The sequence below is a fragment of the Rhodococcus sp. BUPNP1 genome (assembly GCF_002215235.1).
Taxonomy (GTDB): domain Bacteria; phylum Actinomycetota; class Actinomycetes; order Mycobacteriales; family Mycobacteriaceae; genus Rhodococcus.
Window position 1 is genome coordinate 70,199 of sequence record NZ_NERM01000021.1, and the last position, 14,756, is coordinate 84,954.

Consider the following 14,756-nt stretch of genomic DNA (forward strand, 5'->3'; position numbering starts at 1 on the left):
CGGTGTCCATGTCCGTGGTAGCGAGAATCGATGCCCACCATCGACCTTCGGTTCGACGACCGAGTGCGATATCGCGTCCGAAAATGCGGTTGCTCGTTCTGGCACTGCTCCCTAGGGTGGCCCGCATGGCATCGGTCAGGCAGGTACAGGTCACGTTCGATTCCACCGAACCCGAGCGACTCGCGCACTTCTGGTGCGCTGTTCTCGGCTACGAGGTGCCCACGCCGCCCGACGGGTTCGCGACATGGACCGACTACGACGCAAGCCTGCCCGCAGAGTCGCAGGGACGCGCGTTCGTGTGCGCCGACCCGACCGGCGCCGGGCCACGGCTGCACTTCCAGCGAGTACCCGAAGAAAAGGTAGTGAAGAACCGGGTACATCTCGACGTCCGCGTCGGGACAGGCTTGGAGGGTGACGAACGCCTGTCTGCTCTGCAAGCCGAATCCGACCGGCTGGTCGAGCTCGGCGCTGCGCAGGTGAAGGTTCTGCATGCCGACGGCATCGACGAGTCCTGCATCGTTATGCAGGACATCGAAGGCAATGAGTTCTGTTTGGACTGAGCCCGTATGCTTCGACGCTCCGTGATCCGACGACCGATCACAGGGAAGTGGTGTGGTCCTCGACGATTTGCTCGGCAACGCGAGCGAGGGCGATATTGAGATCCTGCGACAGCATCCGCAACATGACGAAGGCGCGGGCGGCGTCGACGCCGCAGCGCTGCATCAGAAGACCTTTGGCCTGGCCGATGGTGTCTCGGCTGGCCAACGCCGAGCGCAGATGCAGCTCAGCACGTGCAGCTGTGAGCTCGGCGGCGGCCTGCGCCGCCAGTGCGATGCCCAGTGCCACCGCGGCACCGTCGAAGGCCTGCGGTTTCGATGCGAGCAGGTTCAGCGAACCGGCGATGTCGGTGCGGGTGTGGAGTTGGAAGGACAAGACACTGCCGACCCCGACCATCAGGGCTTCTTCCGTGAACTGCGGCCAGCGCATCTCGGATCGGAGGTCGCTGCTGTAGACCACGCTCGTGAGTCCGGCAGCATCGATACAGGGGCCACCGGCGTCGCGTTGGATCCGACCGAGTTCCCGGGACAACGACGATGTCGCTCCGTGGGCTTCGAAGATGTTCTTGCCGATGAGCACGATGTCGGCGCACTCGACCCCGGCGATCGTGGCGGCCGCAGCCGCGGTCACTGCGCGCAACGCTTCGCCGAGATCGTGCAGTCCGCTCGGTGGTCTTCGTAGATCTCCAAGGGCCTTGATCAAGATCTCGATCGATTCGGCCATGTTGGGAAGCCTCTTCCGCCTGTTTCACGATGCCGCATGTCAAGGCGAAAAAGTGGCGGGCAAGGTGCCCGTACCACCCACGTTACCCGCGATTGCCGGCACGGAGGTGTGAAGAGCACCTTCTGGGTGTTCGGCAGACACCTCTCAGGCATCGGGTGGCCGACCGTGGGTCGGAAGGTCAGAGGGTGTGGCCGAGGATGTGGGTAAGGGCGATGAGAGCGGCGAACCAGATGAGAGTTCCGCCGAGTGTGGCGAAGTCTGTGTACATGAGTGGTCTCGATCGTACGCCGGTTGAAGCATCAACAAAGATGTCCGTGGTCACAGTCCGTCGCGGAGGCGTTCGGCGTCCGCACGCTTGTCCCCACCGGGAATAGATGGGTATCGGGTCGCGTTGTGCTGGGCGGATCGGGTGCGTATTCGTGTCCCCCGGGCTCAACCCATTGCCTTCACGGAAGTTCCGTTCGGCTGGAGCCGTGTTGCGCCTTTCGCCGAGAGGCGACCGAACGCACCCGGTCCCTTGATATTTCGTAAGTCGAGGCGACACATACCGTCACAGGGGTATTCGCTGCCGATGCACTCGCCGAGGATAGTGCCGACCCGCGACGTCGCCCGAAGAACACCGGGTTCAGTCGGCACCCGACCGGGTACCTCCGAGAGGACACAACAGTTCGAGAGACGAGCAAGTGCAGGAGGACATGTGCCCACCAAGTTGACCGCCACCGACCTTCGAGAACTCCTCGATTCGACGCTCGACGACCCCGCACTCGTTCTGGAGGAGGGACGGTTCCGAGTTGTCGGAGGCCAAGAGCTGACCGATCAGAACCGACCGTTTCTCGTGGTCACCAGAGAAGACCTCCGGAAGCAGCTGCCGCAGGATCGGGACTACGACGAGAGCGACCTCGAACTGCAGGCGGGCGTGCTCGACTCGACCGTCGCAAACCTCGGCGGGTGAGTACGGAGCCGACACCGGTCGTCGGGTGATCACCTTGTATCGGCTGCCTACCCGAACAGTCGGTGACACACTCGAAGAATGAGCGAAGAACCCACATCCGCGCCGGTCTGGAATTACCTGATGGACATGGATGGTGTTCTCGTGCACGAGGATCACCTGATTCCCGGTGCCGATGCGTTTCTGACCGAACTCCGCGATACCGGTACGCCGTTCATGGTGCTCACCAACAATTCCATCCGCACGCCCCGAGATCTACGGGCTCGCCTGCTGCTCTCCGGCCTCGACGTTCCGGAGAAGTCGATCTGGACCTCGGCGTTGGCGACAGCGACGTTCCTCGCGAATCAACGTCCCGGCGGCAGTGCCTACGTGGTGGGTGAATCCGGATTGACCACCGCGCTGCATGACATCGGTTACGTCCTCACCGACAGCAACCCGGACTACGTCGTCCTCGGAGAGACACGCACCTATTCCTTCGAGGCGATCACCACCGCGATTCGTCTGGTCGAACGCGGTGCCCGGTTCATTGCGACCAATCCGGATCCGACCGGCCCGTCACGGGAGGGTTCGCTTCCCGCCACCGGCGCCGTTGCGGCGCTGATCACCCGCGCGACCGGCCGCGAACCGTACTTCGTGGGCAAGCCCAATGCCTTGATGATGCGGTCTGCCCTGCGTGCGATCGGTGCGCACTCCGCACACACCCTGATGATCGGCGACCGCATGGACACCGACATCGTCTGCGGCCTCGAAGCCGGCCTGCAGACGCTGCTGGTCCTGACCGGCATCTCGACCCGCGAGTCCGTCGAGCGATTCCCCTATCGTCCGACCCGCGTCATCAACTCCGTCGCGGATCTGGTTGGCTCCACGGCAAATCCGTTCTGATCACGGTATCGATGGGCCGGATTGTCGACGGGATCCGGTGAGGACACCGGTGACGAGCAGCCGGACCGGAGGACCGGTACCGCAGTCGGGCTCCCGGCGTCATTGATTCCCCCGGATGTCCCGACGAAGGACCCTTGCCGTCCGACCGGCGAACTCGTCACAGTGGATGGCAGATCGGTGCCCGAGCCCCACCGTCCGGTCCGGCCGACGGATGCACCGACCCTGCACGACAGGACGGGAGCGCAGATGGACGCGCAACATGTGATCGAGGTACGCGACCTCCACAAGCATTTCGGTCACGTCCACGCACTGGACGGACTCGACCTCGCTGTCGACGCCGGAGAGATCCACGGCTTCCTCGGGCCGAACGGCGCCGGCAAGTCCACGACCTTGCGTGTTCTGCTGGGGATTCTGCGGCCCACCTCCGGACGGGTACGGATGCTCGGACTCGATCCCTGGTCCGAGGCGGTCACCCTGCACCGCGATGTCGCGTACGTGCCGGGCGATGTCACCTTGTGGCCGTCACTGACCGGCGGCGAAACGATCGATCTGCTGGCCCGGCTGCGGAGCGGACTCGACGAACACCGTCGCGACGAGCTGATCGAGCGGTTCGCACTCGATCCTCGTAAGAAGACCCGAAGCTATTCCAAGGGCAACCGGCAGAAGGTCGCGTTGATCTCGGCGTTGTCGTCGCATGCGCGGGTGCTGCTGCTCGACGAACCTACCTCCGGTCTCGACCCGCTGATGGAGCAGGTCTTCCGCGAGTGTGCCCGCGAAGCGGTGGCACGGGGTTCCACCGTCCTGCTGTCGAGCCACATCCTCTCCGAGGTCGAGGCGTTGTGCCACAAGGTCACCATCATTCGTGACGGCCGGACGGTCGATTCCGGTGCGGTCGAGGAAATGCGCCATCTCGGACGCATGTCGATCACCGCCGAGTTGGTCGGTGATCCGGGCGACCTGCGGCGGGTGCCCGGCGTCACGGACGTCGTCTTCGACGGCACGACGCTGCACTGCCGGGTGGACGAGGACGGCCTCGGTGATCTCGTCCGTCTGCTCGGCGCCGCGGGGGTGCGCAGCCTGATCAGCACACCCCCGACGCTCGAGGAACTGTTCCTGCGGCACTACCGGGTGGAGAACGGACCGGAGAACCGGGTCGCCGTCGAGGTCGAGGAGCTGACATGACCACGATTGCGGCCTCTGTTTCCCTCCGCCCCGGCCCGGCACCGGGCAATCTCACCGGTACGACGCAACTGGTGCGGCTGTGTCTGCGTCGCGACAGGATCGTGCTGCCACTGTGGGTCCTCGTCATCGGGGTGCTGTTGCCGATGACCTATGCCGGCAGCATCGAGTCGGTCTACCCCACCGCGGCGGATCTGCAGCGCTTCGCTGTCGCGACCTCGGCCAGCCCGGCTCTGATCGCGATGTACGGGCCGATCTTCGCAGCCACGCCAGGGGCCGTGGCGATCTGGAAGGCCGGTGCGCTGTACACCGCGATCGGGGTCGCGGTGATCCTGACCGTCATCCGGCATACCCGTGCCGAGGAGGAGTCCGGACGATCCGAACTGGTCGATTCGACCGTCGTCGGCCGATACGCCGAACTCACGGCCGCAGTGCTCGTCGCCGCCGGCGCGTCGATCGTCGTCGGAACGTCGTTCGCGCTCGTGCTGTACCTGCACGACCTGCCGGCAGCCGGCTCGATCGGCTTCGGAAGTGCGCTGGCGGCATGCGGTCTGGTGTACACCGGGATCGCGGCGGTCGCCGCACAACTGACCGCCTCGGCACGTCCGGCACGCGGTATCGCGCTCGGAACCCTGGGGGTGTTCTTCGCGTTGCGCGCTGTCGGGGACGCCGGGTCCGGGACGCTGTCGTGGCTGTCCCCGCAGGGCTGGTCGCTGCAACTGCGTCCGTTCGCCGACGAACGTTGGTGGGTGCTGCTGCTGCACGCGGTCGTCACGGTGATCACCGTCGCGGCGGCCTATGTGCTGCTGCACCGCCGTGATCTGGGCAGCGGACTGCTCGCCGAGCGCCCCGGCGCACGGGCCGCCGGGCCGAGTCTGGCCGGACCCCTCGGCCTCGCGTGGCGGATGCACCGAGGTTCCCTGATTGCCTGGAGCATCGCCTTGTTCCTCTACGGATTGCTCTTCGGCAGTGCCGCCCACGGGCTCGGCGCCCAGCTCGGCGACAACGAAGCCACCGACGCCATCATCGCCCGGCTCGGCGGCACCACCGTGCTCGAAGACGCATTCGTGGCGCTGGCACTGACCATGCTCGGTATCGCAGCGTCGGCGTACGCCATCTCCGCCACCTTGCGACTGCACTACGAGGAAACCGCGCACCGCGCCGACTCGATCATCGCCGGCCGGGTCGGTCGACTTCGCTGGGTGCTGAGCCACCTGATGTTCGCAATCCTCGGTCCGGCGGTGGCACTGTTCGCGGCCGGTGTAGCCGTGACGCTCACCTACGGCGCCGCGATCGGAGACGTCGCCGGCACTGCGCCCGGATCGCTCGCCGGTGCTCTGGTGCAGCTTCCCGCGGTCTGGATCTGTGTCGGCGTCACGATGGTGCTGTTCGGGTGGCTACCACGGTTCACACCGGCCGCGTGGGCGGTCTACGTGATGTTTCTGCTGATCTTCAGCATCGGCTCGCTCGCGGAGCTTCCCCAGTGGGCCCTCGATGCCGAACCGTTCGGCCATCTGCCGAAACTGCCCGGCGCCACCTTCACGCCGGTGCCGGTGCTCGGAGAAATACTCCTCGCGGTCGTCCTGGTCGTTGTCGGAGCGATCGGGTTCCGCCGACGCGATCTCACATGACGGTTCGCGTCTCGTTCGGTTCCGGTTCAGGCACCGAGAGCGAAGGCGACCAGAAAGCCCAAGGAAGTGCAGATGGCGACCCACCACCCGCCTTCTCGATAGGCCTCCGGCATCAACGAGTCGGCGATCACTGCGATGGTGGCGCCTCCGGCGAACGCCTGGATCAACGAGATTCCCGCCGACGGCAGAGAGTCGGCGAATGCAGTGGCGATCACGACCACCGCCACCAGCAGAACAGACGTCATACCCCAGATGAGCAGTGCGGCGCGATGCGAAAGGGCCGACCGCATCGACGCCGCACCTGCCACCGACTCGGGGATGTTGCCCACCGCCACCGCCACCAGCAACACGACTCCACCGGCGCCGCCCGCGAGAGTCGTCCCCAGCGCGGCGTTCTCCGGGATGCCGTCGAGCAGCGCGCCGAGCATCAGCGCCCACCCCAGGGCGGCAGGGCCGAGTTTGCTCTCGATCGCGCGGTCGGCGACGACGTAGACGACGGTTCCCAGCATCAGGGCCCCGCCCGCCGCCCACAATCCTCGGTCCGCGAAGGCCGGGGCGAACAGTTCGGTCGAGACCGCCGCCACCATCGCACCGGCACCGAAGGCCATCAATCCCGCGAGCACCGGGCGGGGCAGGTCGTAACGCAGGCCGATCGCAGCTCCGAGGAGCAAGGGCACAGCGGTCCCCATTCCGTACCACAAGGCCGTCAACATCGAACCGATCCCCCGTTTCGACACCGTCCTCTACCCGTTTCGCTCATGTGTACCTCTTCCGTCCCGGCGACCGGATACCCCGGGACGTCATCGCCGACCGACTCGGCGAGATCTTCTACGACGCGGCGATCGACGATTCCGTCGGCGCGGACACGGTTGCCAGGCATAATTTGCTGAATCAGCGAATTTCGGCCCACCCAACGATGAAGGACCGAGTCCGAGCGAAGCATCGTGAAGGGCCGAGTCGACCGGCGAAGGATTCGTGCGCATGGGCCGTGCACCAACTGTTCCTCGCTCCGCTCATCATGTCGGCGCACACTGGCGCGCACTGTCCGAGGTTCGGGGCAGCAGCGAGCGGTTCGTGCCGGCCATGACCGAATCCCTGCCACCTGCTGCGAGACGTTGGATCAACCATGCGGTTGCCGAGGGCACGCCGATGGCCGCAGCCGCACGACTCGAGATGTCCGGGCAGATCAGGCTCGGATCCTGGCGACCGTTCACCGCCGTCCAGCTCCTTGCTCCGACGACGGGATTCGTCTGGGCTGCGACCGCCCGGATCGGCCCGGTGCCTGTGTCCGGGTACGACCGTTTCACCGACGGGAGCGGCGAGATGCGTTGGCGTCTGGCCGGCCTCGTCCCCCTGATGTCCGCCGAAGGCCCGGATGTCAGCGACAGTGCGGGCGGCCGCCTGGCCGGGGAGAGCATCTTCGTGCCTACGTCGTTTCCTCTCGCACGGTGGCGCGGCGACGAATTCGTCGCCTCGGCGACCTGGACGGTGGAGGGTCGGGAGGAGACCGTACGGCTGGACGTCGCCGACGACGGGGCGTTGCGCGGGGTGCGGATGCTGCGGTGGGGCAACCCCGACAATCATGAGTTCGGTCGGTATCCGTTCATCGTCGCGGTCGAGGCCGAGCGCAGGTTCGGTGGCATCACCATCGCCTCGCGGATCCGCGCCAGTTGGGACACTGGCACCGGTGCGGACAGGGAGTTCTTCCGCGCCGAGATCACCACCGCCGACTTCTTCTGACCCCGCGCGACGAATCCGGTGCTGTGGCTACTTCGCGCCGGCGGCGATGGTGCTCACCGTCGCGCGCATGATGTGCCCGACGAACGGCCGGATGAGCCGCCAGTAGCGCGTCATCTTCATGCGGGCCTCCGCGTCCGTGGTCGCTGTGCGGGGTGCACACGGACAGGAAGTCCGGATCGTGCGCAGCGCGGGAGACGGCGGATGTGCGTTCGCGGTAGGCCGGTGCAGGCGGTGTTCGGACCGAACCTGCGGATCGAAAGGACTTCGCGAACCGCACACCGGCCTGTGCCTTCAACCGATGGGCCATCCCGGCAAACGACGCGCCTGCTGCCATTCCTGCTGCCACCGCGCCATCCGATGCCTGGTCATCACGCCGTGGAGCCCGAGTAGCGTGAGCGCGCAGCCGACGACTCCGAGGATGAGAAACGCCAGCGCCGTACCGAGCGCGGCGATCGCGTTCTCGGATCCGGTACGAGGCGCCGACATGTAATTGCCGGCCTCGTCGACCCAGATGCGTACCGTCTCCCCCGCCTCGACACGGGTTCCGAGATCGACCAGGCCGGTGTGTTCAGTGCCCTCCACATCCCACCGAGCGATCATCGGACCGATACGAGACGTATTTTCGGACAGGGGGTCTCGCACGGACATATCTTCTGGATCATTGTCGACAACGATCGCCGGCACCTGCCGTCCACCGGTGATCGCGTGGTGCGATCGTTCGGCCAGCTGCGTATACGAGACGGTTCCGACGGCGGCGGCAATGGGCACGAGCAGCAACACGACTGCCACCATGAGCACAACCGCGAGGGCCTCGATCCGATCACTGCCGCGCATGAGCGGATTCGCGCTCCACGGGCGCAGGCGCCACCACCGAACCGCTACCGAGATTTCGCGACTCATCGCACTCTCCGGGACGTCGTTGTTCGGCCCTCAGTATTGTTCTGTCCCCAGTGTCGGTCGTCGGCAGCTCGTACTGTAGAGCCATTGGTCGCATTCGTGGGCGCAAGGCCTCTACGGAACAGGGCAACGACCGGTAGACCGTTGTTCCTTTCCCCCCCACCTGTGCGACATACACCGAGACCGACCACCGGCAATGCACCGACACGAGTAGCTATCCGTGGTCGGGCATGCGTGTCGTGCCGGGACGGTCGACGCCATCGCGGAATCAGAACGAAGTGCTTACGCAGGGACCTCGGTTGTCGGTTCGGCGCGATCAGGTCTCATACTGGTAGCGGGTCTCGACGTCGGAGAGGTCGACGTATGCGCCAGCGCATCGAGGATTACGCGTTGATCGGGGATCTGCACACTGCCGCGCTGGTAGGCCGCGATGGATCGATCGACTGGTTGTGCCTGCCGCGCTTCGACTCACCTGCCTGCTTCGCGGCGCTGCTCCACGACGACGAGGCGGGCCGATGGTTGCTTGCTCCCGTAGCAGGCGGTGTGTGTACTCACCGGGCGTACCGCCACGACACATTGGTCCTGGAGACCGAGTGGGTCACAGCAACAGGATCGGTGCGGGTCGTCGACTGCATGCCGGTGCGAAGAGAGACCGCCGACGTCGTGCGTGTGGTCCAGGGCGTCACCGGCTCCGTGCGGATGCAGACCGAACTTCGGCTGCGGTTCGATTACGGGCATATCGTCCCGTGGGTACGCCGAGTTCCGGGATGTCTGACCGCCGTTGCCGGCCCGGATGAGGTCTGGCTCCGCACTCCGGTGCCGCTACACGGGCACGATATGCGAACCACAGGACAGTTCGACGTCCATGCGGGGGACGACATTCCGTTCGTGCTCACCTATGGCCTGTCCTATGAGCACGCTCCTCGGCCGCTCGATGCACGCCAGGCGATCGCCGACACGGACAGATACTGGACCGACTGGATCGACTCGTGCGATTACAGCGGGGAGCACACCGACGAGGTACATCGTTCGCTCATCACTCTCGAGGCCCTGACCTACCGCCCGACCGGGGGCATCGTGGCCGCGGCCACCACGTCACTGCCCGAGCAGATCGGCGGCAGCCGTAACTGGGACTATCGATATTGCTGGCTACGCGACGCCGCCTTCACTCTGCAAGCCCTGTTCGGTTGCGGATTCGTCGCCGAGGCCAAGGCGTGGCGCAACTGGCTGGTACGGGCAGTAGCAGGGGACCCCGCGGACCTGCAGATGGTGTACCGACTCGACGGAGCACGGCGAGTGCCGGAATTCGCCCTGCCGTGGTTGTCCGGTTACGACGGTTCCGTACCCGTACGCGTCGGCAATGCCGCCGCTGGACAGTTCCAGCTCGACGTGTGGGGTGAGGTACTCGACTGCCTACATCTGGCCCGTGAGAGCGGTCTGCGCGGCGACCCCGCATGGGACATCGAGGTGGCGTTGCTCGATTTCCTCGAAGGTCACTGGCAGGAGCCCGATAACGGGCTGTGGGAGATACGCGGTCGGCCTCGCCCGTTCGTCCATTCCAAGGTGATGGCCTGGGCAGGGGTGGATCGCGGCGTCCGGGCGGTGGAGCGGTTCGGCCTCCCCGGTCCGGTCGACCGGTGGCGCGCTCTGCGCGAACAGATACATGCCGAGATTCTGCAGAAGGGATTCGATGCACGCCGTGGCACTTTCACCCAGTTCTACGGCAGCCGTGGGGTGGATGCGGCGCTGCTGCTCATACCCCGCACCGGCTTTCTGCCGTGGGACGATCCCCGCGTGGTCGGCACCGTGTCCACCGTCGAGCGTGACCTCGACCGGGACGGATTCTTGCTGCGCTACCGCCCCGAACTCGAACAGGTCGACGGCATCGCCGAACCCGAAGCAACGTTCGTGGCGTGCAGTTTCTGGCTCGCCGACGCATTGTACGGCGCCGGTCGCGTCCAGGACGCTCACAAGCTCTTCGATCGATTGCTGTCAGTGCGCAACGACGTCGGATTGTTCGCCGAAGAGTACGACCCCCAAGCCCGTCGTCAACTCGGCAACGTCCCTCAGGCGTTCAGTCACGTAGCGTTGGTCAACACTGCACGGCATTTGTCCGGGTATCCTGTCGGCACCCATCGGCCCGGCCCGCGTTGACCTCCGGGAGCGTACCAGCGTAAAGATCCGATCCGTGGAGAGTGCGTCCTCCTCGGGCGAACCCTGAGAGGACTCGATCTCCGGTCACTTCGCATCCGCATCCAGTTCGTCGCACTTCTTCGTGCCACGAATGATCTGTTGTCCTGGGTGATTCGTCGATCGCAAGAGTTGCGACGAGAGCGGCAGGAAAGGTTGAGAGCGGTGCGCCCGAGAAGGGCGTCTTTCCTCCGTCCGAGAAGGCAGGGGGCTGCGGGCTGTGCAGATGCCATTTTCGTGGATGTGTCCGAAGTCGTGTCCATATCGGCGTACGTACTCGAATACTGGGTTCATGTCGACTGTCGGCGGCCTTCCTGCGCATGTACTGCTCGCCCATTTCATGATGGTTCTTGCTCCGGTGATCGCGAGCCTGGTCGCAGTGTGTGGAGTGTGGCCTGCTGCTCGACGTCAACTCGTCCGGCCGACCGTCGCTCTCGCGACCGTCGTATCGGTTCTGACTCCGCTCACCACGAAGGCCGGTGAATGGCTCGAAGACCACGTCGATCGATCTGCGGCCGTGGATGTCCAGACCGAACTGGGCGACACGATGGTGTACTTCGCCGCGGTCCTGTTCATCGCCACCCTGGCACTGGTCACCGCCACCCTGGCACTGGTCACCGCCGTCGTCATGGTCGTGCAGGTCTACCGTGTCGGTGGATCGGGTTCACGGGCGGCGTGGGGCGACGTCGCGGCTCACTCGGACGCGGCCCCTCGGACGCGACAACCCCACGTCGACGACGAATATTCGTATACCGCAGGCAGATATGACCTCGTTGGCCGCGGGGTCCGGCCATGACGGGACCAGACGGTGATCCACCGCTCGACTCCGGTTCCGAGCGAGTCCCGGACCCCGACCCGATCGCTGCAGCCGAACGGGCTGCAGCCACGCTGAGCAGCGACCGTTCCCCTCGCGGCACGCTCGGTCCCCGATTTGATCGCCGTTCTCCCTTCTTCACCGGGATGACTGCCGCGGCCGGTGCACTGACCACCGTCGCGGTCGTGCTTGCGGCACGGGCTGTGGAGTCGATCCTGATCCTGATCGGTGTCGCGTTCTTCCTCGCTCTCGGACTCGAACCGCTCGTGCGGTGGGTAACTGCCCGGCGGGTCCCGAGATGGGCGGCGGTCACGGGCGTGTTCGTTGTCGGGGGCGCCGCGCTCACAGCACTGGTGGCTGCGGCTGTTCCACCGTTGACCGAGCAAGCGTCGGCGCTGATCACTGCCGCACCGCACTACTTCGAACAACTCACCGAGCCGACATCGTGGGTCGGGCGTCTCGACGCCCGCTTCGACTTGCAGCACCGGTTGACCCAGTTCTGGGGCGGCGCGGGCACATCGGTGCTGGGAGAAATCGTCACAGCCGGGCAGGCCGTGTTCACCGCCTTGACCGACACCCTCATCGTCACGGTGCTCACGATCTATTTCCTTGCCGATCTACCCCGCCTACGTGCCACCTTGTATCGGTTCGTCCCACACTCCCGGCGCCCCCGGGCGATCCTGCTGGGCGACGAGATCTTCGCGAAGGTCGGCTCGTACGTGCTCGGCAACGTCCTCATCTCCGTGATCGCCGGCGCAGCCACCTTCGTGTGGCTCGTCGCATTCTCCGTGCCCTACGCTCTGCTGTTGGGAGTGTTCGTTGCCGTCCTCGACCTGGTGCCGCTGATCGGTTCGACGATTGCCGGGATCGCGGTGGCGGGGGTGGCGTTGACGGTGTCGGTGCCGGTGTGTGTGGCGACGATCGTGTTCTTCGTCGCCTTCCGACTCGGTGAGGATTATCTGCTCGTACCCAAGATCATCGGACGCTCGGTCGAGGTACCCGCGCTGAGTACCTTGATCGCTGTCCTGATCGGCGGCGCCCTGCTGGGCCTGGTGGGAGCACTGGTGGCGATTCCTTTCGCCGCCGCGGTCCACCTGATCGCACAGGAAGTACTCTTCCCGCGTCTCGACCGCGGCTGATCATCGGCGACGCCGCAAGAACCGGCCTCGTCACTCCCTGCCGGGTGTCTGTGTGCGGTCCCGCCGGTCGGCGGTCCACACCGATTGCAGCATGTGCCAGTCGGCGGGATGCGCGGCGATGCCGGCGGCGAACCGGTCGGCCAGCCTCTGGGTCGTGGCGTGTACGCCGCCTGCGGTATCGATCGGTGCGTCGACGTGGAACCCCCAGCCACCCGAGGTGAACCAGCAGTGCACCGGCAGCAGCGGTGCACCGGTATCGATCGCGAGCTTGGCGGGGCCGGCAGGCATGCAGGCCGGTTCGCCGAAGAAGGTGACCGGAACGCCCACTCCTGTCAGGTCACGCTCACCGAGGAGCCCGACGAACCGTCCCTCCCGGATCCGGGCGGTCAGTTGTTCGAACGGTGGGACGGTGCCGCCGGTGAGCGGGATGATCTCGAAACCCAGGCCTTCACGGAATCGGACGAAGCGGCGGAACAACGATTCCGGTTGCAGCCGCTCGGCGACGACGGTTGGTGTGCCGATCCGTTGTACGATCCACACTCCCGCCAGGTCCCAGTTCCCGCTGTGCGGAAGCGCCAGCACTGCGCCGCGCCCACGTGCGACGGCCTCGTGGATGTGTTCGAGACCGGTGGCCGCGGAGTCGATGGTTTCGGCCAGCCGTACCGGATCCATCGACGGCAACCGGAACGCTTCGCACCAATACCGCGCGTAGGAACGCAGACTCGCACTCACGAGTTCGTCGGGCACCTGATCGGGAGTGGTGGACAAGACCCGGGCGAGGTTGCGGCGTAGTTGGATCGGACCGCCCTTTCGGGCCGCTCGATCCGCGGCCATTTCGAACAGGCGCCTCGCCGGCTTTTCCGGTAGCGCGCATACCGCCCACCAACCGGCGGCGTAGGCGAGATCCCAGGCCCGATCCTTCATGCGCATCGAGTACCCCGAACTCGGAGGTCGACAACGATGACGACGCCGGGGACAGGGCTCGACAGCAGCATGAAACCCATCAGGTGCACGACCGCGACAGCTTCGAGGCGGTGGCGTCCCGTCCGACCTGCCAACAGAAATCCGGCTGCCTGCAGATTCGCTCTGCCGACAGCCGGATTCGGTGTGTTGTATTCGGTGCGCCTACCCCGTGGGCGGGACGGCCGGCGCCTCGCGCGACAGGATCGGAAGCCGCGACGCGAACGGCATCAGCACCACGACGACCAGCGCGACCACCAACACGCCGAGCGCCATGCCCGACAGCACGTCGTGGATGTAGTGCACCCCCACCGTGACCCGGGAGAAGGCAAGCACTGCGGCGAGCGGAGCGACCAGCCAGATCAGACGCGGAGCCGCGAGGACACACGCTGTGGCGAACGACGCCGCGATGACGGAGTGGTTCGACGGCCAGGACCAGTCCCCCACCTCGGGGCATTCCAGCACCGTCTCGATGCCGAGTGCGCGGCACGGCCGCGGCTCCGTCACCACGAGCTTGACGAGTTCGCTCGACAGGTAGGCGCCCACGACACCGATGCCGCCGACGGCGAGGGTGCCGAAGCTGCGTCGATCGTTCCGCCACAGCCACGCCGCGAGCACCCCGGTGAAGGCGACGAGGACGAGCAGTCCTTTGTCGGCGACGAGACCTGCGAGCGGTCCGAGGAAGGATCCCTCGACTGTCTGGGCGACGGACAGGTACAGGCGGTCGCGCATCGGCACCGTCGCCGCCGCGAGAAGAGTCAGCACGAGCGCCACTCCTACAGCAGGAATGAACATCGAGCGGACCAACCGCGGGGATACAGGAGGTGAACTCTCGGTGACGACCATGACCGAATACGCTATCGCGCCACCTCGACCGGCTGCAGACCGGCAGGTAGGGCGGGGTGACGAGGAACCTCGAGCCTGCGCCGCGTCCCGTTCGGGGAGGACCGCCGATCAGCGGATGAACACCCACTGTCCGCCGGTGCACTGCTGCTTCCGCATGTCGGGCGTGAACGTGACGGTGCCCTCCTCCTCGGGTCGGCACGGACCGGACACGGCGCCGCCGCCACCCATCTCGCCGGGCGGGTTGGGCG

The 14,756-nt window shown here is 66.0% G+C and carries 14 protein-coding genes; 9 read left to right on the forward strand and 5 right to left on the reverse strand.

Annotated elements, in window-relative coordinates:
* The first annotated feature begins 125 nt into the window (after window positions 1-125).
* Window positions 126-560, forward strand: a complete 435-nt coding sequence (locus B9C99_RS19490) for a VOC family protein (RefSeq protein ID WP_088899004.1) — start codon at window positions 126-128, stop codon at window positions 558-560.
* 37 nt (window positions 561-597) lie between these two features.
* Here B9C99_RS19490 and B9C99_RS19495 read toward each other — a convergent pair whose 3' ends face one another.
* On the reverse strand, window positions 598-1,281 hold the full coding sequence (locus B9C99_RS19495; protein WP_253250137.1) for an ANTAR domain-containing protein: 684 nt from the start codon (window positions 1,279-1,281) through the stop codon (window positions 598-600).
* A 697-nt stretch (window positions 1,282-1,978) separates the two neighbouring features.
* Between B9C99_RS19495 and B9C99_RS19500 the strand changes: the two genes are divergently transcribed.
* The 4 genes from B9C99_RS19500 to B9C99_RS19515 all read left to right on the forward strand — a co-directional run bounded on the left by B9C99_RS19500 (window position 1,979) and on the right by B9C99_RS19515 (window position 5,922).
* Entirely contained in the window at window positions 1,979-2,233 is a 255-nt protein-coding gene (locus tag B9C99_RS19500) for a hypothetical protein (RefSeq protein WP_088899005.1), read from the forward strand.
* A gap of 78 nt (window positions 2,234-2,311) precedes the next feature.
* Window positions 2,312-3,112, forward strand: a complete 801-nt coding sequence (locus B9C99_RS19505) for an HAD-IIA family hydrolase (RefSeq protein ID WP_088899006.1) — start codon at window positions 2,312-2,314, stop codon at window positions 3,110-3,112.
* 246 nt (window positions 3,113-3,358) lie between these two features.
* Window positions 3,359-4,294 (forward strand): ABC transporter ATP-binding protein, encoded by a 936-nt coding sequence (locus B9C99_RS19510; protein WP_088899007.1) that lies wholly within the window; start codon window positions 3,359-3,361, stop codon window positions 4,292-4,294.
* The gene (locus tag B9C99_RS19515; protein WP_216359311.1) at window positions 4,291-5,922 is read left to right on the forward strand and encodes an ABC transporter permease; all 1,632 of its coding nucleotides are present in this window, start codon (window positions 4,291-4,293) and stop codon (window positions 5,920-5,922) included. Before B9C99_RS19510 ends, B9C99_RS19515 begins: the two co-directional genes overlap by 4 nt.
* Window positions 5,923-5,948: 26 nt before the next feature.
* Here the strand turns inward: B9C99_RS19515 and B9C99_RS19520 are convergent, their stop codons facing one another.
* Window positions 5,949-6,635 (reverse strand): ZIP family metal transporter, encoded by a 687-nt coding sequence (locus B9C99_RS19520; RefSeq protein ID WP_088899026.1) that lies wholly within the window; start codon window positions 6,633-6,635, stop codon window positions 5,949-5,951.
* Window positions 6,636-6,903: 268 nt separating this feature from the next.
* On the opposite strand from B9C99_RS19520, the gene B9C99_RS19530 reads away from it, so the two are divergent.
* Window positions 6,904-7,662, forward strand: coding sequence for a DUF6544 family protein (locus B9C99_RS19530; RefSeq protein ID WP_253250138.1), 759 nt, complete (start codon window positions 6,904-6,906; stop codon window positions 7,660-7,662).
* A 291-nt stretch (window positions 7,663-7,953) separates the two neighbouring features.
* Here B9C99_RS19530 and B9C99_RS19535 read toward each other — a convergent pair whose 3' ends face one another.
* The gene (locus B9C99_RS19535; protein WP_253250139.1) at window positions 7,954-8,442 is read right to left on the reverse strand and encodes a hypothetical protein; all 489 of its coding nucleotides are present in this window, start codon (window positions 8,440-8,442) and stop codon (window positions 7,954-7,956) included.
* 480 nt (window positions 8,443-8,922) lie between these two features.
* On the opposite strand from B9C99_RS19535, the gene B9C99_RS19540 reads away from it, so the two are divergent.
* From B9C99_RS19540 to B9C99_RS19550, 3 genes are all read left to right on the forward strand, one after another.
* Window positions 8,923-10,713, forward strand: a complete 1,791-nt coding sequence (locus B9C99_RS19540; protein WP_088899012.1) for a glycoside hydrolase family 15 protein — start codon at window positions 8,923-8,925, stop codon at window positions 10,711-10,713.
* A gap of 328 nt (window positions 10,714-11,041) precedes the next feature.
* On the forward strand, window positions 11,042-11,545 hold the full coding sequence (locus B9C99_RS19545; protein ID WP_088899013.1) for a hypothetical protein: 504 nt from the start codon (window positions 11,042-11,044) through the stop codon (window positions 11,543-11,545).
* The gene (locus tag B9C99_RS19550; protein WP_088899014.1) at window positions 11,542-12,702 is read left to right on the forward strand and encodes an AI-2E family transporter; all 1,161 of its coding nucleotides are present in this window, start codon (window positions 11,542-11,544) and stop codon (window positions 12,700-12,702) included. Before B9C99_RS19545 ends, B9C99_RS19550 begins: the two co-directional genes overlap by 4 nt.
* Before the next feature lie 30 nt (window positions 12,703-12,732).
* Here B9C99_RS19550 and B9C99_RS19555 read toward each other — a convergent pair whose 3' ends face one another.
* Together B9C99_RS19555 and B9C99_RS19560 are read right to left on the reverse strand one after the other, a co-directional pair.
* On the reverse strand, window positions 12,733-13,632 hold the full coding sequence (locus tag B9C99_RS19555; RefSeq protein WP_088899015.1) for a phosphatidylinositol mannoside acyltransferase: 900 nt from the start codon (window positions 13,630-13,632) through the stop codon (window positions 12,733-12,735).
* A gap of 195 nt (window positions 13,633-13,827) precedes the next feature.
* Window positions 13,828-14,427: a phosphatase PAP2 family protein gene (locus B9C99_RS19560; protein ID WP_253250140.1), complete on the reverse strand. Its 600-nt coding sequence runs from the start codon at window positions 14,425-14,427 to the stop codon at window positions 13,828-13,830.
* Window positions 14,428-14,756: the final 329 nt, after the last annotated feature.